This window comes from Sorangium sp. So ce406, from assembly GCF_051474675.1.
GTDB classification, from domain to species: Bacteria; Myxococcota_A; Polyangia; order Polyangiales; family Polyangiaceae; genus Sorangium; species Sorangium cellulosum_G.
Genome location: NZ_CP150340.1, coordinates 5,005,095 through 5,024,279, shown reverse-complemented (window position 1 = coordinate 5,024,279; position 19,185 = coordinate 5,005,095). Strand labels below are relative to the sequence as shown.

At 72.1% G+C, this 19,185-nt stretch carries 15 protein-coding genes; 6 read left to right on the top strand and 9 right to left on the bottom strand.

Annotated features, from left to right (window positions below; genetic code table 11):
• The first annotated feature begins 138 nt into the window (after window positions 1–138).
• Window positions 139–846, top strand: a complete 708-nt coding sequence (locus WME96_RS18370; protein WP_437291414.1) for a PA14 domain-containing protein — start codon at window positions 139–141, stop codon at window positions 844–846.
• A 12-nt stretch (window positions 847–858) separates the two neighbouring features.
• On the opposite strand, the gene WME96_RS18365 is transcribed toward WME96_RS18370, so the two are convergent.
• The 3 genes from WME96_RS18365 to WME96_RS18355 all read right to left on the bottom strand — a co-directional run bounded on the left by WME96_RS18365 (window position 859) and on the right by WME96_RS18355 (window position 5,775).
• A complete protein-coding gene (locus WME96_RS18365) occupies window positions 859–2,397 on the bottom strand; it encodes a hypothetical protein (RefSeq protein WP_437291413.1) in 1,539 nt (512 codons plus the stop codon).
• A 132-nt stretch (window positions 2,398–2,529) separates the two neighbouring features.
• The gene (locus WME96_RS18360) at window positions 2,530–3,891 is read right to left on the bottom strand and encodes a TIGR03013 family XrtA/PEP-CTERM system glycosyltransferase (protein ID WP_437291412.1); all 1,362 of its coding nucleotides are present in this window, start codon (window positions 3,889–3,891) and stop codon (window positions 2,530–2,532) included.
• A 387-nt stretch (window positions 3,892–4,278) separates the two neighbouring features.
• Window positions 4,279–5,775 (bottom strand): hypothetical protein, encoded by a 1,497-nt coding sequence (locus WME96_RS18355; protein WP_437291411.1) that lies wholly within the window; start codon window positions 5,773–5,775, stop codon window positions 4,279–4,281.
• Window positions 5,776–6,120: 345 nt separating this feature from the next.
• Between WME96_RS18355 and WME96_RS18350 the strand changes: the two genes are divergently transcribed.
• Window positions 6,121–7,380 carry a glycosyltransferase family 4 protein gene (locus WME96_RS18350; RefSeq protein ID WP_437291410.1) on the top strand — a complete coding sequence of 420 codons (1,260 nt, stop codon included), beginning with the start codon at window positions 6,121–6,123 and terminating at the stop codon, window positions 7,378–7,380.
• 63 nt (window positions 7,381–7,443) lie between these two features.
• Here WME96_RS18350 and WME96_RS18345 read toward each other — a convergent pair whose 3' ends face one another.
• Window positions 7,444–8,049 (bottom strand): hypothetical protein, encoded by a 606-nt coding sequence (locus tag WME96_RS18345; protein WP_437291409.1) that lies wholly within the window; start codon window positions 8,047–8,049, stop codon window positions 7,444–7,446.
• Between the two features lie 496 nt (window positions 8,050–8,545).
• Between WME96_RS18345 and WME96_RS18340 the strand changes: the two genes are divergently transcribed.
• A complete protein-coding gene (locus tag WME96_RS18340; protein ID WP_437291408.1) occupies window positions 8,546–11,080 on the top strand; it encodes a hypothetical protein in 2,535 nt (844 codons plus the stop codon).
• A 58-nt stretch (window positions 11,081–11,138) separates the two neighbouring features.
• Here WME96_RS18340 and WME96_RS18335 read toward each other — a convergent pair whose 3' ends face one another.
• On the bottom strand, window positions 11,139–11,447 hold the full coding sequence (locus WME96_RS18335) for a YciI family protein (protein ID WP_061613976.1): 309 nt from the start codon (window positions 11,445–11,447) through the stop codon (window positions 11,139–11,141).
• 245 nt (window positions 11,448–11,692) lie between these two features.
• On the opposite strand from WME96_RS18335, the gene WME96_RS18330 reads away from it, so the two are divergent.
• Entirely contained in the window at window positions 11,693–12,616 is a 924-nt protein-coding gene (locus WME96_RS18330) for a hypothetical protein (protein WP_437291407.1), read from the top strand.
• A 96-nt stretch (window positions 12,617–12,712) separates the two neighbouring features.
• On the opposite strand, the gene gloA is transcribed toward WME96_RS18330, so the two are convergent.
• Together gloA and greB are read right to left on the bottom strand one after the other, a co-directional pair.
• A complete protein-coding gene (gene gloA / locus WME96_RS18325) occupies window positions 12,713–13,108 on the bottom strand; it encodes a lactoylglutathione lyase (protein WP_061618285.1) in 396 nt (131 codons plus the stop codon).
• A 43-nt stretch (window positions 13,109–13,151) separates the two neighbouring features.
• A complete protein-coding gene (gene greB / locus WME96_RS18320; protein WP_433936796.1) occupies window positions 13,152–13,625 on the bottom strand; it encodes a transcription elongation factor GreB in 474 nt (157 codons plus the stop codon).
• 258 nt (window positions 13,626–13,883) lie between these two features.
• Between greB and WME96_RS18315 the strand changes: the two genes are divergently transcribed.
• The gene (locus tag WME96_RS18315) at window positions 13,884–15,743 is read left to right on the top strand and encodes an acyl-CoA dehydrogenase (protein WP_061618283.1); all 1,860 of its coding nucleotides are present in this window, start codon (window positions 13,884–13,886) and stop codon (window positions 15,741–15,743) included.
• 87 nt (window positions 15,744–15,830) lie between these two features.
• On the opposite strand, the gene WME96_RS18310 is transcribed toward WME96_RS18315, so the two are convergent.
• Window positions 15,831–16,334 carry a hypothetical protein gene (locus tag WME96_RS18310; RefSeq protein ID WP_437291406.1) on the bottom strand — a complete coding sequence of 168 codons (504 nt, stop codon included), beginning with the start codon at window positions 16,332–16,334 and terminating at the stop codon, window positions 15,831–15,833.
• 491 nt (window positions 16,335–16,825) lie between these two features.
• Here WME96_RS18310 and WME96_RS18305 point away from each other — a divergent pair, with 491 nt between their 5' ends.
• On the top strand, window positions 16,826–18,229 hold the full coding sequence (locus tag WME96_RS18305) for a PGRS family protein (RefSeq protein WP_437291405.1): 1,404 nt from the start codon (window positions 16,826–16,828) through the stop codon (window positions 18,227–18,229).
• A 28-nt stretch (window positions 18,230–18,257) separates the two neighbouring features.
• Here the strand turns inward: WME96_RS18305 and WME96_RS18300 are convergent, their stop codons facing one another.
• Window positions 18,258–19,046: a hypothetical protein gene (locus WME96_RS18300; protein ID WP_437291404.1), complete on the bottom strand. Its 789-nt coding sequence runs from the start codon at window positions 19,044–19,046 to the stop codon at window positions 18,258–18,260.
• Window positions 19,047–19,185 lie beyond the last annotated feature (139 nt).

Genomic DNA, 19,185 nt, shown 5'->3' with positions numbered 1-19,185 from the left:
GGCAGCGTCGTTGTCGCGCGCGCGCCTCATTCCAGTGCCGGGCGCGCGCTCGCGACGCTTCTCCTTGACAACTCACGAGATCTCCGCGTGCATAGCCGCCGAGCGGCCGAGCTGGCCGTCGGGACAGAGAGTTCTTCAATGAGCAGGTTTCTTATCTTCTGGAGGGCGACGCCGGTCGCGGTGAAGGCCGTGGCGGTGTGTCTCGTGGTGGTCACGCTGGGCGCCGTGGTGCTCGTCGGGCGCTGCGCCGTCACCCAGACGCGGACGCAGCAGGCCGGGCCGGCGCTCGTGAGCGGCGCGGTGATCACGATCGACACGGTGCCCGCCGCGCCGCCGGGGGTCGTCGTGGTCGGGCAGGCGACGGATTTCGGCGGGCCCCTCACCGCGGGGGTGAACGCGCTGCGCGGCCTCGTGTACTTCGTGCCGAGCGGCACGTCGCACCTCCTGAACACCGCGTCTCTGAGCCCGGTCGCGGTGCTCTACACGTCGCGTCTCGACATCTCGCCGCGCTCCTGGGAGAGCGGCTTTCCGGGCGTGCCCGGCGGCCGCAACGAGTGGTTTCAGATCGCGTACGAGGGAGAGTTCGTGACCGCGCGCAGCGGAGCTCACCAGTTCGAGCTGCTCTCCGACGACGGCGCCAGGCTGTTCATCGACGATCACCTGGTGATCGAGAACGACGGCCGGCACCCTCCGGCGAGCGCGCAGGGCGCCGTGGTGCTCCAGCCGGGGAAGCACCGGATCCGGGTCGGGTACTTCCAGGGGCCGCGCTTCGAGATCGCGCTGCAGCTCTTCGTGACGCCCCCGCAGGGCGCGCGGCAGATCCTCGACATCTCCCGCGTGCTGTGATCGCGCCGGGCCTCAGCCGCCGCGCTGCGCGAGCGTGAGCAGCGCCTTCACCTTCTTGTACGAGATATGGGGGTTGTCCTCGGAGCCCCCGAGGTCGTCCTCGTCCTCGTCCGCGCCCTGGGCGCGCACCGGCATCCAGACGTAATCCGGGTGCAGCTCCTTGCCGTTGACCCCGTTGATGATCGACGGGTTCTTGATCCACTCGCCGCCGAGGATCGTGAGGTTCTCGTCGAGCTCGAGCACGTAGTGCAGCTCCGACACGGAGAGCGGCACGTTGCGCTGATCGGGCGGGAGGCGGAGCGTGTCGCCCGTGACCGAGTCGGAGATCATCCAGAACCGCCCCGCCACGCGGGCGAAGCGCCGCGCGTTCGGGTTGAACCTGTAATTGAAGCAGTCGGCGCCGTGGTACGCGCCGCCGCAGAGGAGCCGCGCGGCCTCCGTCACGTTCACCTCCTCGATGACGTCGATCGAGAACTGCTTCACGGGGAAGCTCCACACCTCCACGTCCCAGGTGTGATCGACGACGAACATGAGCCGCTGTCGCTCGGTCGTCCCGCCGTTGAGCGGCTTCGCGCCGATCCCGAGCAGCCCGGTCATGGCGACGTGCATCGTGGCGGGGTTGAGATCGCGGCAGGCCGGGTCGATGGGCCTGCCGTACACGTCGCGCATCGTACGGTCGGCCCGCGTCTCGCAGCGGCGCCCAGAGAAGGTCACGGTGTCGCTGAAGTAGAGCTCGCTCATCAGCGCCTCGATGTCCGCCATCCGGAAGAGCACGCAGCCGGTCTCCGCCGCGGCGCACTCGGTCACCTTGTCGTTGACGAGCTTCACCCGGACGTCGCGGCGCGGCCCGGCGCCCTCGGCGGCGACGTAGGCCGACCACCCGTTGCAGTGCCCCCACCAGTACTCCGGATAGACGCCCTGGTAGAGCCCGTGGTGCTGCAGCTCCCAGCGCGTCGCCGGGCCGGCCACGACCACCGCGGGCTGGATGTACGGCGGGTTGCGCAGGTACTGGGGCCTCCTCAGGTCATCCATGCTCCACGTGGCGATGCCCGCGAGCGACTCGTGCTGCCCCGGGTGGACGAGGAGGTCGTATTTCTCGACCGGAGAGATGTTGTCCGGGTCGGAGGTCAGGTCGGAGTAGTTCTTGTTCAGCGAATTCCAGCGATCGGCGATGCCGTTCTGTCGCTGCGGCCACCAGTTGGAGGCGAACGCGCTCGTCTGGGCCTCGCCTTGCCGGAGCGACGTGTTGAGCTGGAGCAGGGAGCCCTGGAGATCCGGGTGCAGGAACGAGGGCGAGTTCGCGCCGTCGATCGCCTCGCGGCCGCCGGCGGTCGGGAGGAGGAGCTGGTGGGAGCCGCCGAGGATCTGGCCGGTCTCGGGGGAGAAGCCGAGCACGTAGGGCACGGACCCGCCTTCGATGAACCGGAAGGTCGAGCCGTTCACGCTGCTCTCCGCGACAGCGACGCTCTCTCCCGGCGCCGGGTCCAGCTCCGCGCAGCCCAGGACCAGAAACATCGAGCCCACGAGGCTCGCCCTCATCCGCGTCTTCATCGCTGATCCCCCCGGAGCCCGACCACCGTCGGCCCCCGGGGCGCTCTCTGCAGACGCCGCGCCACCGGGCTCGGCAGCAAAGAGCGCAGCCATTGCACGGGCGGTGGATCTCCGCGGAGCGCCTGCGCTCGCTCACCGCGCGCCGATACGCCAGAGCACGACCTTCACGGTGTCGATGAGGATGGAGATGTCGAACCAGAGCGAGAAGCTCTTCATGTAATAGAGATCGTACTGGAGCTTCTCCAGCGCGTCCTCGGCGGACGCGCCGTAACGGCATCGCACCTGCGCATGTCCCGTCACTCCCGGCTTCACGCAGAGCCGCTGCCGGAAGAAGGGGATCTGCTTCTCGAGCGCCTCGATGAACTCGGGGCGCTCGGGCCTCGGCCCCACCATGCTCATCTCCCCGACGAGCACGTTCCAGAGCTGCGGCAGCTCGTCGAGCCGCGTCTTCCGGATGAACCGCCCCACCCGGGTCACGCGCGGATCGTTCTCGACGGCCCACGCGGCCCCGTTCTTCTCGGCGTCGGTCCTCATCGATCGGAATTTGTGGATCATGAACGGCCTCCCGAGGGCGCCTGTCCGGATCTGCGAGTAGAGCGCCGGACCGCTGGAGTCGAGCTTCACCGCGATCGCCGTGAGCGCCATCAGCGGCAGCGCCAGCGCGAGCCCCGAGGCCGCGCACACCACGTCGAAGATCCGCTTCGCGACGAGCGTCCGCCGCCGCACGCCGAACCCGTGAGCGAAGATGATCTGGCTCGGCTTCAGCTCGCGCACGAAGATCTTGCCGGTCACGCGCTCGTAGAAGTCGATGCCCTCCTCGATCTCGACGCCGCGGAACTTCAGCTCGAGCAGCTCCTCGAGAGGGAGGGCGGCGCGGCGGTCGGAGGTCGCCACGATCACGGTCGCCGCGCCGCGCTGCTCGACGAGGCGCCGGAGATCTCGATATCTCCCCGCGACGTCGGGCGCGTCGATCGGCTCCTCGTCGCGGACGAGCCGGCCCGCGAGGCGCAGCCCGAGGACCTCGCCGTCCTTCTGGATGAGGCCCGCGCACGAGCGGGCGAGCTCGCCCGAGCCGAGCACGACGGCGAGCTTGCAGAAGCTCTCGCTCCTCAGCACCCGGCTGCACGCCGCGCGCCACGCCGGGAGCACGAGCGCCGCCGCCCCGAGCGAGATCAGGAGCACCCGGTCGCCCACCTCCACGTCCGGCACGATCCAGAACGCGAGCCACAGCACGGCCGCCGCCACGCCGAGCGCGCGGAACGTCGTCAGGAACAGCGCGCGCGCTCGCAGCGGCTCGGGCCCGTAGACGCCGTGATAATAAAGCGACGTCAGCGCCACCAACGAGATGCTCAGCGTCCGCCCGAAGCGCTCTCCGTCGAGCGCGTGCTCCCAGCCCACGAGCACGCCCGGCGCGCAGCACACCAGCAGCGACAGCAGGCTGGCCTCGACAAACCACACCATGGCCCGGCGTGGCGACCGGAACAGCTCCAGCATCGTCCCTCCACTCGTCGGCCCCAGGCGGTCGCGCATCACGGCGCATCGCCTCTGACGGGGCACACACGGTTGTAGTTGAGCCCACATTAGAGCAGACCAGGGCACAACGCCAGATGCCTCCGACGAATCTCGTTTCACGTCGGCGGACTGGACCGCAGCCCGCGGCGCCGGGCGCGGCGAAATTGATGCGGTCGCCGCCACCCGCGCCGGTTATGTGCGGGCTGTCGCGGAGCGGCGTGGTGGGGAGTCGCGGCGCGAGGATGCGGACGTCATCGACGGACTGCGTGCGTCGATCCCGCAGCGCCGCTCAGGCCTTGTGTCGAGTCGTCGTGGGGCGAGCGCGTCGCTCCTGGACGGAGGGCGCCTCGCGCGCGAGCGGAGAGCGGGTTATCGCGTGGCGGCTGGCGCCGGCGCTCCGCCCAGCGCAGAGCGCTCGGGCGCGCTGGCTCGCTCGGAGCGCGCGGGCGGCGGCTCCTCCGACGCCTCGCCGGCGACGCCGCCGCGGTCGTCGCGATCGCGGCCCGGCTCGGGCGCCTGCCAGCGGCCGGACGGCATCCCCTGGATCATCGCCTGGCGGCGCTCGTCGTCCCAGGCGCCGTCGGGATCGCGGCGCAGGGTCCGGTGCCGGTCGGTCGACAGCGTCCCCGAGATCCCGGCGCTCACGATGCTCCTGAGCGAGCCGCCGGCCTCGCCTGCGCGCGGCGCCGGATCCAGCGCGGCGCGGACGTACTCCAGATCGACGCCGCCGCGCAGCGCGACCCCGCGCGCGCGCGTCAGCGGATAGGCGATCTCCGCGCCGGCGAGCGCCGTGATCGTGGACAGCGACCCTTCCCTGGGCGGCGCCGGCGAGCCGGGGGCGAGGTGGAGCGGCGGGCTCGCGGCGACGGGGGCGCTGCCGGACGAGAGGCGGGCGACGCCGGTCACGACGAGGTCGCGGGTCGCGCCCCCCCGCACGGGCCGGAAGCTCGCTTCGACGGACGCCTCGTGCTCGTGCCCGAATCCGATCCTCGGCCCGAGCGACGTGTACGCATAGGCATACCCCGCTGTCAGCCGGTAGCGCTCGGCCACGTAGGTCAGCCCGGCCCGCGCCGTGGGCGCGATCACCGCGTCGCGCGACGCCAGCACGGGCGGCGGGCTCGCGACGGTGACGCCGCCGGAGACGCGCGTCGAGAGGTTCCTCGTGAGCTCGTGGGACTCGGCGAGGAGCGCCTCGCCCGCGTGGACGCGCGCCGCGCCGCGGGTGAGCTCGGTGTCGAGCAGCGCATGGTAATACTGCGTGACCTCGTACCGGAGCTCGGGTGTCAGCGTGTCGAGCGGGCCGACGTCGATCGAGGTGCTCACCTCGGCGCGCCCCGTGTGCGCGTCGACCCCGACCGCGGCCGGGTCGTCGGCCGACAGCGCGCCCGCCTGCTCGTATCCGGCCCCGACGCGCACCGCGGCGCGCCGCGATGTGGTGATGGACAGGGCCGGTCCGCCGGAGAGCGTGTATTGCAGGCGATTGCCGAACAGGAACGGATCGCGCGCGGCGAGCGCGTCGTCAGCGCGCACGCCGAGCCGCGTCGCGAGGTAGCCGGCCGCGGCCATCGAGAGATCCGCGACCGGCGAGATCGCCCAGCCCGCTCCCCCGCCGAGCCGCGCCGAGGCGCTGTCGGACGGCGCGGCTCGGGCCGAGTCGAGCGAGATCTGAAAGACCCGCTCGTAGCTCCCGTCGAGGCCGAATCCATAGCGCGACATGGGGCCTCGAAGGGAGCCCTCGACCGATCCCTGGACACCCGCCATCAGCGCGCCCGTGCCCACGTCCCCGACGTTGGACGTCACGCTCTGCTCCACCGCCGCTCGCGCCGTCACGTCGGAGTCCCACATCGGCAAGACGAACCAGAACACGCGCCCCCCTCTGCCGAGCGACAGGGCCCGTGGAACGGAGCGACCCCCTGCGTCGACCTCCCCTCCCCGGCAGCGCGCCCGGCCCGCGGAGCCTCCCACGCTCGATAATGTTTGCAACATTACAAATATGACCTCGTCATGCCGTCGGTGGCTCGAAGCTGCGCGGGCGGCGGCACCAGGGACGCTCCAGCGCGGGCGACGCCGGATCTCGGCGAGAGCTCGGGAAGCGTGGACGTGCGCGCGCGGGGCGGGACGTACCCCGGAGTCCACCTCTCTCCCGCTGGGGGCGGCCGAGAACCAAGTGATGTTTCTCACACTGGAAGTGTCTGGTGTGGAGGTGAGGGCATGGACGAGGAACGCAGGCCGAGGCCGCTGCGCGTTCTCTGGGTGACGCGCATCTTTCCGAACCGGGTTGAGCCGCTGTCGTGCGCGTTCCAGCGGCAGCAGCTCGCGGCGCTGTCGCGCCGCTGCGCGGTGGAGGTGCTCGCGGCGATCCCGTACCACCCGGGCGTGTCGCTCCTCGGCGAGCGCACGCGCCCCGGGCGCCTGACGGCGGTGCCCGCGCGCGACGAGATCGACGGCGTCCCGGTGGTCCACCCGCGCGCGCCGTACCTCCCGGGGGCGGGCCGCGTGCTGGCGCCCGTGAACGCGCCGCTTTACCTGGCGGGGCTCCTGCCGCACGTGCCGCGGCTGCGCGGGCGGTTTGACGTGGTGCTGGGCGCGTGGCTCTACCCCGACGCCTGCGCCGCGGCGCTGCTCGCCCGGATGCTCGGCCTGCCCTACGCGGTGAAGGCCCACGGCACGGACGTGAACGTCGTTGCCCGCTGGCGCTCGGTCCGCCCGCTCGTGGGCGGCGCGCTCCGGTCCGCTGCGTACTCCATCGGCGTGAGCCGGCCGATGGTCGAGGCGCTCGTGGCGCTCGGCGCCCCGGAGGAGCGCGCGGTCCTCGTCCGGAACGGGGTCGACCGCGCCCTGTTCCGCCCGGCCGACCGGCGCGCCGCCCGGCGCGAGCTCGGGCTCCCGGAGCGCGGGCGCGTGGTGACGTTCGTCGGGCACGTCAGCCGGGAGAAGGGCATCCATGAGCTGCTGCGCGCCTTCGAGGCGCTCGGCGGGGACGGCGGGGCGGAGCCGGTCCACCTCGTGGTCGTCGGCGATGGCCCGGCGCGGGGCGCGGTCGAGCAGGCCTCGGCGCGGCGCGAGCGCGCGCGCCGGGCGAGCGACGGGCGCGGGCGGATCATCGCGGCCGGGGCGCGGCCGCTCGCCGACGTCGCGCGCTACCTCGCCGCGACCGACCTGCTGGCGCTACCGAGCTGGGCGGAGGGCACCCCGAACGTGGTGCTCGAGGCGCTCGCCGCCGCGCGGCCCGTGGTGGCCACGAGCGTGGGGGGCATCCCGGATGTGGTGGAGTCCGGCCGCACCGGCCTGCTCGTGCCGCCGCGCGACGCCGGCGCGCTCGGCCGGGCGATCCGCGAGGCGCTCGGGCGGACGTGGGACGAGCGCGCGTTCGCCGAGGCGGCGCCGCCGTCGTGGGAGGAGAGCGCCGAGGCGCTGCGGCGGGTGCTCGCGCGGGCGGCGTTCGGGCAGGCGCGGCGGATCGCCGCCTAGCCTGGAGCAGGGCGCGAGCGGCGCCTCCGCGCCGCGGATCGCTCGACGCGCTCGCGCGCCCGCTCAACCCCAGGCGATCGACCAGCTGCACCGCGGCGACCCGCGGTGCCTGCACGCCGTGTGCTCGACCGCGATGCGCCGGCTGCCCGAGAGCGCGAGGCCCGCCTCGATCCAGCCCGAGATCGCCTGGCTGCACATGTAGAGCGGCAGACCGCCGCCCACGAGCGTGGCCGTCCCCGCGACATCGCTGGTCGCCTTCACGGTGAAGTCGCCGTATTTGAAGTATGTCCTGTACACGAGGCTGAAGCGCTTGAAGAGCAGCGACGGCGAGCCCGCCATCGTCTTGTAGACGGTCGTCAGATCGTTCCGGGCGACGTCCGCGCCGAAGTGGCGCATCTTCTCCATCCTGCCGGCGAACAGCCCGTTCAGGAGCGCGCAGTCGAGCTCGATGAGCGGCCCCAGGTCGTTCCATGTCGAAGGCATCGGCGGTTCATCGAGATAGCGGGCCGCCTGCGGCGAGACCCGGCGGCTCAGCTCCGCCACGACCCGCTCGCCATAGTTCTGCCGCAAGGCCACGGCGCGGGCGCTGATCAGGGTGCCTTTCACGAGGTTGCCCTCGCCGAGGATCCGCGGGTCGCCGATGAACGGGGCGAAGTCTGGCGCAAGCATACTACGGAGCGCTCCCATCTTCTCCGAGTATAGCGGCAGGTTCGCTTCGGTGTGTGACAGAATCGCGTCTTCCCCTCCTTTGTGACAGAGCCCTTTTCACACGCTCCACACGCCCAGTCCGCGGAGACGGACGCGCCGCGTCGTTCGCGTCGTTCGCGTCGTTCGCGTCGGTCACGTTGGTCACGTCGGTCACGTCGGTCACTGCCACTGCGCTTGATTGCGCTCGAATTTCGGCGGCATCACCGCGCTGTCTCTGTCTCGCGTCGTCGAGCACCGTCGCCCCGCGCGCGGCCGCGCCAGGGCCGCCGAGCGTTATGCGCCGCGTCGAGCGCGTCGCGCAGGAACCTGACGCCGTCGGCGCGCTCTGCCGTGGACGCATGGCGCTTTCCGGGAGACGCGCGGCGCGCCCGCATGCGCTCGGCACGACGCGTGCTAATCAGCGACGACCCACGTCGGCCGGCGCGGCTGTCCGCGCCGAGCAACAACGAGAGACAGCATGCGACCGATTCAAACCATCCTCCTCACCGCGGTGCTCTCCTTGTGTCTTGTCGGAGCGGCGACGCGCGCCGACGCGGCGCCCGTCACCGGTCACCCGCGACTCTGGCTCACGAAAGACCACCTCCCCAGGCTGCGTGGCTGGGCGGCCGACAGCCGCAACCGCATGTACAAGGAGGCCATGCTGCCCGCGCTCCAGGGCGCGATCGAAGCGTACGAGACCCGCTTCTTCCCGAATGGCCGCCCGAACCCGACCTGGCCAGACGGCGGCACCAACGCCTACGTGCAGTATCCGACCGAGGCGTATGCGGAGTTCTTCGCCTTCATGTCGCTCATCGATCCGGACGTCGCGGCGCGCCAGACGCACGCCGTCAGGGCGCGCAACCTGCTGATGTACGCCGTCGAGGAGGCGAGCAAGGGGCGCGCCGACGGAAAGCCGTTCCGCGGCGCCGGGTTCGCGACCGGCGATCGCTCGCGCTGGTGGGGTGAAGGCTTCCCGCTCACGGTGGACTGGATCTACGGCGCGACGGACGCGGGCGGCCGTCCCGTCCTCACCGCCGGCGACAAGGCCAAGGTACGGCAGGTCTTCCTCCGGTGGATCGACGACAACCTCAAGGCCGCCACGGCGGGCAACGAGCACCCCCATCCGATCGGCGTCATGAACGATCGGGCCCTGCTCCGCGATCCGCTCCAGCTCCGGTGGGCGGCGAACAACTTCTATCTCGGCCACCTGCGCCAGGTCACGCTGATGTCGCTCGCGCTGGACGACGCGGACGACCGCCCGCTCGATCCGAACGCCCCGCCGGAGGCGCTCGGCAACACGCTGCGCAGCTACCGCGCGAACGCGACCGGCGCCTGGCTCTACCAGGCCTTCTCCGTCTTCGAGGCCCCCGAGATCGCGGCCAAGGCCCTCGGCGTCCCGCCCGACGGGCTCGGGGTGGCCAGCGGCGGCCTGCCCGTGGAGGGCTTCCTCTACGGCGGCGGCCTCGCGAGCCTCCACCAGGCGCTCCTCGCGCTCCACACGTCAGGTCACGCCACGCGCGCCCTCGCAGGACCGCAGATCGGGCTGCTGGGCAGCGGGTACTGGGAGCGGTTCACGGACGGGTTCCTTCACTCGATCGCGCCGGCCCCGACCACGTACCCGTCGAGGACCGATCTCGGGCCTGTCTACGAGGCGGCGAACTACGGCGACACCCTGCGCCTCTGGGTCGAGCCGCGCTTCACCGAGGTGTTCGGCTCGCTGGGCGTCTACGACCAGCTCACGGGCAACACCGCGCGACTCCAGCGGTCGCGCTGGATCGTGGCCAACGCGTTCGAGGGCGGCGCGCCCCAGCTCTACGCGCGCACGTCGAAGGTCTGGGGCTCGCCCACCCCGAGCCGCGCCATCCTGAGCTTCATGCTCTTCGACCCGGCCGCGCCGCTGCCGCAGGACCCTCGCCCCGCGATGCCCACCGCCTTCTTCGAGCGGGCGCCGGGCCGCGGCGCCGTCCTCGCGCGCACCGACTGGACGAAGAGCGCGACGTGGTTCACCTGGCGGTGCGGCTGGGCCACCATCAATCACCAGCTCGGCGACTGCAATCAGTTCGAGCTCTACCGGAAGGGAGAGTGGCTGACCAAGGAGCACACGAGCTACTCGAACAACCTCATCGGGGCCACGGTCGATTACCACAACACGCTGTCGCTACAGAACGACAAGCCGTCGCAGATTCGCTGGTACGAGAAGGAGATCGTCGCGCGAGGCGGCCAGTGGCGCGAGGGGCGCGCCGCCGGCGATCCGACCGCGCGCATGAGCCGGGGCGCGGGGTACGTGTTCGCGGAGGGGATCGCGACGGAGCTCTACAACACCCGCCAGAACGCCTGGGTGCCCGCGGACGTCGCGCGCGACATCGTCCACGCGAGCCGGTCGATCGTGTGGCTGGAGCCCGACCACGTCGTCGTCTACGACCGCGCCGCGTCGCGCACCGCCGGCCGGTTCAAGCGGTTCAACCTGATGACGACCGCGGCGCCGCAGATCGCGGGGCGGACGGCCAGCGTCGTCACCCCGCGAGGGCAGACGCTGTTCGTCCAGAGCCTCTTGCCGCGGAGCGCCACCATGAAGGCCGCGCCGGTCGAGGACGTCGACGACCGGGCGCAGATGGAGCCGACGACCCACCGCCTCGTCGTCGAGGACCCCGCCGGCCCCGCGGACGTCCGCTTCCTCCACGTGCTGCAAGGCGCGGACGCCGGCGCGACGATGGACGCGGCCGTGCGGATCGAGGGCGGCCAAGGCGCCGGCTTCGAGGGCGCGCTGGTGGCCGGCAGGGCCGTCCTCTTCCGCTCGACGCTGCAGCCGAGCTCGGGCCAGCAGACCAGCCTGGCGCCGCTGTCCTATCAGGTGCCCGCCGCGACGCGCCGGCACGTGATCACCGGCCTGCGGCCGAAGGCCGGCTACGACGTCGTCGTCGCCGCCCGGGGCGCGAGCCTGGAGGTCCGCGTCACGCCGGGCAGGGCCCACACAACGGACGACGCCGGCGTGCTCGCGTTCGGCGCGCCGTAGCGGCGCCTCGAAGGCGGCCGGCGTGACGGGATCGGGATCGCCGGCGCGGCGATCCCCCTCATGCCGGCCGGGAGAAGACCTTGTCGAGCTCCTCCTTGCCGAGCACCGGCGCCCACGGCAGGAGCTCGTACTGCGCCACCCCCTTCTGGATGAAGGGGTCGGCGTCCCGGATCTGATCCAGCGTCGCCGCGACCGCCTCGTCCGGCACCCGGAGCAGGAGCGCGCCGCCGTGGCGGGGATCGAACGGCCCTGACGCGAGCAGCGTGCCCTGCTCGAGGAGCCGCTTCAGGTAAGCGCGGTGCTCGTCGACGACCTTCAGCACCTCGTCGAGCGGCCGCCGGTAACGAATGATCGCAATCGCGTACATGATTCCTCCGCGCGCGACTTTACCTCCTCCTCGCCACGGCGCGGCAACGATGCCGTGCAGCGGCGCGCCGCCATTCCCTTCACCGGCGCCGCCATGCCGCGCAGGGCGCGCAGGGCGGCGCGGACGAGGCGCGGACGAGGCGCGGCGGTGCCGGGCGGGGAGGCTCGTGGACCGTCGTCGCACGCACCCCTTTCCCTTCGCGCCTCCGTCTGGCAGTGTGCGCGCCCTCCGCTGGAGACACCTGTATGGCGCGACCCCCGAAAGCAGCACCTGCTCCCGTTCTCCCGTCCTCGCCGGCCGCCGCGCTCGCGGCGTACGGCCGCGTTGAGCCGAAGCTCCTCGAGCTCGGCCCCGAGGACCTCGTGACCGTCTACGTCGAGGTCCCCCGGGCCGTGAGCTCCGTGCTCTCTGCCCTGCCCCACCTGCGCGAGCTCCGCGACGAGATCGTCCGCGATCTCCCGAACCACCCGATCGACATGCTGGATGAGCTCGAGGACTACGCCCTCGCGGCCTGGTACGCCGACCTGCTCTACAGCACGCCCGCGACCGAGCTCGACGCGAAGAAGCTCACCGAGGAGGCGGGCACGCTGCGCGAGGGGCTCCTCGTCGCGGCCGAGGCCCTCGCTTACCGGAACCTGCTCGACAAGCAGCGCGTCGCCGACATCCGCAAGGGCAAGGGCCACACGGATCTCGCGAGCGATCTCATCGCCCTCGCCGAGCTCTTCCGCGGCTCCTGGGACAAGGTCCGCGCGAAGACCGCGGTCGAGGACGCGGAGCTCGAGCGCGCCGCGGACCTCGGCGTGCGCCTGCTCGCCGCGCTCGCGGCGAGGCCCGGCAAGGGCTCGTCCGCGGCGCCGAAGATCACCGACGCCGCCGATCGCCGCGCCCGCGCGATCTCCCTGGTCGCCAAGGCCTACGAGGAGTGCCGCCGCGCCGTCGCCTACCTGCGCTGGCACGAGGGCGGCGACGGCGACCTGGCCCCGTCGCTCCTGCAGAAGCCGCGCGGCCGCCGCCCGAACGCCGAGAAGGCCGCCGCCGCGGCCGCGGCCGGCGCGTCCTCCGAGGCGCCGGCGAAGCTGCCCGCCGACGAGGAGGGCTCGGCGGCCGCCGACGGCGCGCTCTCGTCGGCCGAGCCGGCGAACGACGCGGAGCCCGTCGCCAACGCCTGACCCTCGCGCGCGTCGCAGCGCCGCGCGACGCGGTGAAGCGAGGCGTGGAGGAAACGGAGCGGCCGTCCGGCCCTCCGTCACCTCCGCGCCCTCGGGTCACCGGTTCCGGCTCGACTCCTCGATGAGCTCGACCTTGTAGCCGTCCGGATCCTCGACGAACGCGATCACCGTCGTGCCGTGCTTCATCGGGCCCGGCTCGCGCGTGATCTTCCCGCCCGCGGCGCGGATGCGGTCGCAGGCCCCGTGGATGTCGTCCACGCCGAGCGCGATGTGGCCGTACGCCGTGCCGAGCTCGTATTTCTCGACGCCCCAGTTGTGCGTGAGCTCGAGCTCCGCGTGCTCCGGGTTCCTCCCGAAGCCGAGGAAGCACAGCGTGAATTTGCCCTCGGGGTAGTCCTGCCGCGACAGGAGCTGCATCCCCAGCACGTCCCTGTAGAAGCCGATCGAGCGCTCGAGATCGCCGACCCGCAGCATCGTGTGCAAGATCCTCATGCCGACTCTGTCTCCTCCTGCGGCCTCCGCGCCCGCGCGGCGCTCAGCCGTACCGTACCGAGATGATCTCCATCTCCGCCTCGCCCGCCGGCCGGCGGACCGTGATCACGTCGCCCGCGCGCTTGCCGAGGAGCGACCGACCGACCGGCGAGCGCCAGCTGATGCGCCCGGACGCGCTGTCGATCTCGTCCTCGCCCACGATCTGGTAGGTGTGGCGCGCGCCGTCCTCGTCCTCGATCTCGACCGTCGCGCCGAAGAAGACCTTGTCGCCGCGCTGCTCGGACGGATCGACCACGACGGCCTTCTCCAGCCGCTTGGTCAGGAAGTGCATCCGCCGGTCGATCTCGCGCAGCTTCTTCTTGCCGTAGATGTACTCGGCGTTCTCGGACCGGTCGCCCTGCGCCGCCGCGTCGGCGACCTCCTGGACGATGCGCGGCCGCTCGACGGAGCGGAGCCGCGCGAGCTCCTCGGACAGCTTCCTGGCCCCGCTGGGCGTGATGTAAGCCGGGTCGGACATGGTTCGATGGCGACGGAGCCTACGCCGCGCCGCGCGGCAGATCCACCGCCGTCGCGCCCGGCGCGGGGGCGCCCCGAGCCCCCCGGGGAACGCCCCGATCTCCCCGGATCTCCACGGGATAACCGCCGCGTCGCGGACGCATGTTGACGCGACGCGGCGGCATGCTACGCGAATGAAGAACTATGCCGCGGCTGCGCGGAAGACCGGGAGGAGACCCGGCTGCCAGCGCCTGGCGCCGCGGCGACGAGGAGGTCTCCCATGTCCAATGCCCAAACCCACCAGAACCGCTACAAGGCTGACCTCCGCGAGATCCGCTTCCTCCTGTTCGAGCAGTTCCGTCTGGACGAGCTGCTAGGCAGCGCGCCGTACGACGCGTGGGGGCGCGACGAGGTCTCCATGGTGGTCGACGAGGCCTACAAGTTCGCGTGCGAGGTCTTCGGCCCGCTCAACGCGGTCGGCGATCGGGTCGGCTGTCGCATCGAGGCGGGGCAGGTCAAGACCCCGCCGGGGTTCAAGGACGCCTGGGACAAGCTGTACGAGGCCGGGTGGAAGTCGGTCTCGGTCTCGCCGACCTACGACGGGCAGGGCGGCCCGTTCACGCTCTACACGGTGGTCGAGGAGTTCCTCTGCGGCGCGAACGCGGCGCTCAACATGTACCCCGGGCTGACGTACGGGGCGGCGGAGGTGATCGAGCACTTCGGGACGCCGCGGCAGCGCGACATTTTCCTCAAGCGCATGTACGGCGGGCAGTGGAGCGGGACGATGTGCCTGACCGAGCCGCAGGCGGGCTCGGACGTCGGCTCGTCGCGCACGAGTGCGGTGAAGCAGAAGGACGGCAAGTACCTCATCCGCGGCACGAAGATCTTCATCTCGGGCGGCGACCAGGACCTCACCGAGAACGTGGTGCACCTCGTGCTCGCGCGCGTCGAGGGCGCGCCCCCGGGTACGAAGGGGCTCAGCCTCTTCGTCGTGCCGAAGTTCCGGGTCAACGACGACGGCACCCTCGGCGAGCCGAACGACGTCCTCGTCGGCAACATCGAGCACAAGATGGGGATCAACGGGTCGTCGACGTGCGTGCTCAACTTCGGCGAGAACGACGGCTGCCTCGGCGAGCTCGTCGGCACCGTCGAGCACCAGGGCATGCCGCAGATGTTCCGGATGATGAACGGCGCGCGCATCTCCGTCGGCCTGCAGGGCGTGTCGGTCGCGTCCTCGGCGTACCTGAACGCGCTCGACTACGCGAAGGATCGCAAGCAGGGCTCGTCGATCCTCCAGTGGAAGGACGCGACCGCGCCGCGCGTGCCGATCGTCGATCACCCGGACGTGCGGCGGATGCTGCTCGACATGAAGAGCCGCGTGGAGGGCATCCGCGCGCTCATCATCAAGCTCGCGCGCCACCAGGACGCGGTCGCCGTCTACCAGGGCAAGGACGACCGCGCGGCCGCGTACAACCAGGGCCAGGTCGACCTGCTCGTGCCGCTCGTGAAGGCCTACTCGTCCGACCAGGCGTTCCGCGTCTGCGAGACGGCGATCCAGACCTTCGGCGGCGCCGGGTACACGAAGGACTACCCGGTCGAGCAGTACTGCCGCGACGCGAAGGTCTTCTCGATCTACGAGGGCACGAACCACATCCAGGCGATGGACCTCGTCGGGCGCAAGCTCGGCCAGGCCGGCGGCGCCAACCTGCAGGCCTTCCTGAACGACGTGGCCGAGTTCGTGAAGGCGCACGAGAAGCACCCCGTCCTCGCCGCCAGCGTGAAGGAGCTCCGCGAGGCGCACGAGGCCGTCGCGGGCACCGCCATGCGGCTGCTCTCGTGGTTCCAGATGGGCAAGATGCCCATGGTGCCGCTCGCCGCGAACCGCTTCCTCGAGATGATGAGCGAGCTCGCGATCGGCTGGCTCCTGCTCGACGGCGCGGTCATCGCGCTCAAGGCGCTGGAGGGCCTCCCGGCCGGCGACGCGGGCGCGAAGGACCGCGCGTTCTACGAGGGCAAGAAGCACGCGGCCCTCTACTTCGCGGCCAACGTGCTGCCGCACGCGAAGTTCTCCGCCGAGCTCCTCGGCCGCGAGGACTCGTCCGCGCTCGACATCCCGGTCGACGCGTTCGCGACCGTCTGATCGCCCGCCCCCGCCCCTTCCCTCTCTCCGCGCAAGCCGCGCCCTCCGCGCGGGCCCTGCCTCCGGGCGGGGCCGCGGCGCGCGGGCTCACTCCGGGACGGTGAGCCGCTCGGCCAGGTCCCGGAGGGGCACCGGCATGGTCGGGTCGCGCGACACGGCCATGATCTCGGCCCGGAGCGCGCGCGCCTCCGTCAGCCGGAGCCACGAGAGCGCGAGCCGCGTCATGCTCGGCAGGCCCCTCGCGAGCACCGCCCGGACCACGTCGGCCGCGGGGAACGAGAAGGCGACCTCCTCGGGCGGCAGGCCCGCGGCCCGGGCGGCCTCCTCGATGCTCGCGTCGAAGTCGTCCCGCTTCGACTCCAGCACCTCGAAGACGATCGGCCCGCCGCGGTCGGGCGCGAAGGCCTGAGCCGGCCCGCCGCCTTCGGGCGCGAAGACCCAGGCCGCCGCGCTGTCGAGCCCGACCCGCGCGCCCGACTCGAGCGTCACGAGCGGGAGGAAGCGGCCGCCCTCGAGCGGCTCTCCGCCGCCGCCCTCGAGCAGCTCGCGCACGAGGTCCCTCACGCTCGCGCTCATCGCCTTCGCGCTCATGGGGCCATGTTCTCACGAAAGCCCCGGCGACGGCCAACTCGTCCGGCGCGCCGCCGCCCGGGCGCGCCGCCGCCGTAGCTCGATGCGTGCGCGCTCACGCGCGTACGCGCGCACGCATATCACGCGCGCACGCGTACGCGCGTGAGGCGGTGTCCCGCGATGGGCGCGTCCGTGGCGCGGCGAGCAGGCGCGGAGATCGGGTCACCGGGAACACAGCACGTCGCTTTGGCTGGAAAACGCGCCGCGCCGGCCGGAATAAGGCCAGATCGCGCGGGATACGGCATGTCGATTCGGGACGTCGCTTTGGCTGGAAAACGCGCCGCGTCGGCCGGAATAAGAATAGTATGGGATTTCAATTCAAACACGACGCGGTGGTATTGGTAGGGTTCATTGCTGTTGCGACGGCGGCGACGAGCGGTTGCGCGGCGGACGAGATGGGGAACGGCGCCCTGGGGGGGTACACCGGAGATAAGTTTCCCAACGAGGCCTGTGTGCCGAGCAAGAACATAGAGGGGGTCGACCCGGCGTGCGGGGTCTGGGTCGCGACGACCGGCGACGACGGCAACGCCGGGATCCCGAGCGCGCCGCTCGAGACGATCGCCAAGGCGCTGGAGCTCGCCTGGAACCAGGGAAAGCGCGTCTATCTCTGCGCCCAGGAGTTCGAGGAGACGCTGCTCGTGCCCGGAGGAATCGAGATCTACGGCGGCCTCCATTGCAAGGACAACTGGCGCTGGATCGGCGAAGCGGAGAAGACCACGATCACCGCGCCCGAGGGCGAGACGCCGCTCTCGTTCCACGGCGGCAACGGCGTCGTGGTGCTCGAGGACCTGCACGTCATCGCGCGCTCGATCCTGCCGAGCCACACGGAGCTGGCGGGCCGCTCGTCGATCGCGATGAACACCTCGGGCATCCCGCTCTACATCCGGCGGAGCACGATCGAGGCGGGCGACGGGGCGCCCGGCGCTCCAGGGGATACGTTCGAGAACGACGCTGCCGAGTCGGGGAAATCCGGCAACTTCGGCAACGCCGCGTGCACGTCCGCGACGGTGCTCGGCGGCACCCCGGTGAGCAACACCTGCGGGACGCCCGACGATCGCTCCGACGACTCGCGCGGCGGCACCGGGGGAACGGGCGGGATCGCGTCCGGCGCTGACGGGACCAACGGGGTGCCGGGCGAGTCGATGAACGGCGGGAGGGGCGAGGCCGCGTCGAGCCGCTGCACGGCCGGCGAGGACGGTGAGGACGGGGCGAACGGCGCCGCGGGCGTGGGGGCGACCGGCTTCGGCTGGCTGTTCCTGGAGGGCTATACGGGCCCTCTCGCCGGCAACGGCGCGCCCGGGAAGCCTGGACAGGGCGGCGGCGGCGGCGGCGGCGGCAAGGGCGGGATGGGCGCGCTGATGTGCCCCTTCGCGAACTCGGCGGGCGGCGCGGGCGGCGGCTCGGGGGGCGCGGGCGGCTGCGGCGGGCTCGGCGGCATCGGCGGAGGCGCCGGCGGGGCGAGCATCGCCGTGTTCGCGGGCAGCGCGACGGCGCACTTCGACGACGTGGTGCTGAAGACCGGCCGCGGCGGCGACGGCGGAGACGGGGGCAAGGGCCAGGAGGGCGGCGAGGGCGGACCGGGCGGGTCGGGCGGCATCCTGGGCAAGGCCAGCGAGCTGAACTCCGCCTGCGCGGGCGGCCACGGCGGCAGGGGCGGCAACGGCGGCCATGGCGGCGGCGGGCTCGGTGGCCACTCGATCGCCGTGGCGTTCGCGGTCAGGGCGCCCGACCTCAAGAACACGACCGTCTCGCTCGGCGAAGCCGGCGTCGGAGGGCGCGGGGGCACGGCCGCGTCCAACGGCGCGGACGGCGTGACGGCCGAGATCTACGATATCGAGCAGGAACTCGGGCAATAGCGCGGCGCAGCTGCCCGTCCGACGGCGCCTACTCCGGCCCCGGCGCCGTGGGCCAGCTCCGGTCTTCCTGCATGCAGCGGAGCTGCGTCACGCGCCGTCCGGCCGCGGTGGTCACCGCGATCTCCTTGATGGGCGCCTCGCGCCGCGCGCGCCGGCTCAGCTTCTCGACCACGAGGAAGCCCTCCCGCTCGCCCGCGAGGAGGAGGAACTCGTCGAACAGGTCCACGTGCGCGCCGCGCGCGCCGTCCTCGGCCGTCGCGATGCGCCGCTGCGTGGCGACGCCGATCGCCAGCGTATCGCCCCGCGCGCGCACCACCATCGCCGGATCGAGCCCGCGCTGGCTCTCGTCAGGCACCGTCCAGATCTCCGCGACGTCCGCCTCGGAGAGGCGCCGCTTCATGTAGTAAAAGGCCGACTCGAGGGTGCTGTTCCGGTACGGGACGGCCCTCGACTCCATCGGATCGACGTGGTTCCGCCAGAACGCGATCAGCGCGTGTGCCCAGCGCCGTCCGTCCAGCGGGCGGTCCCGGAGCGGCCATTCCTCGGCCATCGCCGCCGCGCAGGCGCGGAGCAGCGTTGTCTCGTGGATTCCGCGCGTCGCCAGGCATCGCGCGCAGTGCATGTACGCCGTGCCCCGATCGAGAACGACGCCGCACATCGAGCAGACGTCGTTGCCATAGCCAGGGCCCATGTACCGGAGCCACCCGGCGCCGAGCGCCCGGTGAGCAGCGCGGCGCTCCTCGTTCCGAGCGAGCTCCCGCAGCCCGTCCTGGAGGGCCCTCGAGGCCGCGCGCCGCTCGTCATCTCGCTGCGTCATCCGCTGTCCTCCAGCGTGAGCCCTGTCCCCGACGCCTCCCCACAGTGTAACGCCCGAGCCTCGGCCGCGCTTCGCGGCGACCCCGGACCCCCGCGGGCCCGCGCCGGCGACCCGGCGGAAGGCGAGGGGTTCTTGTTGA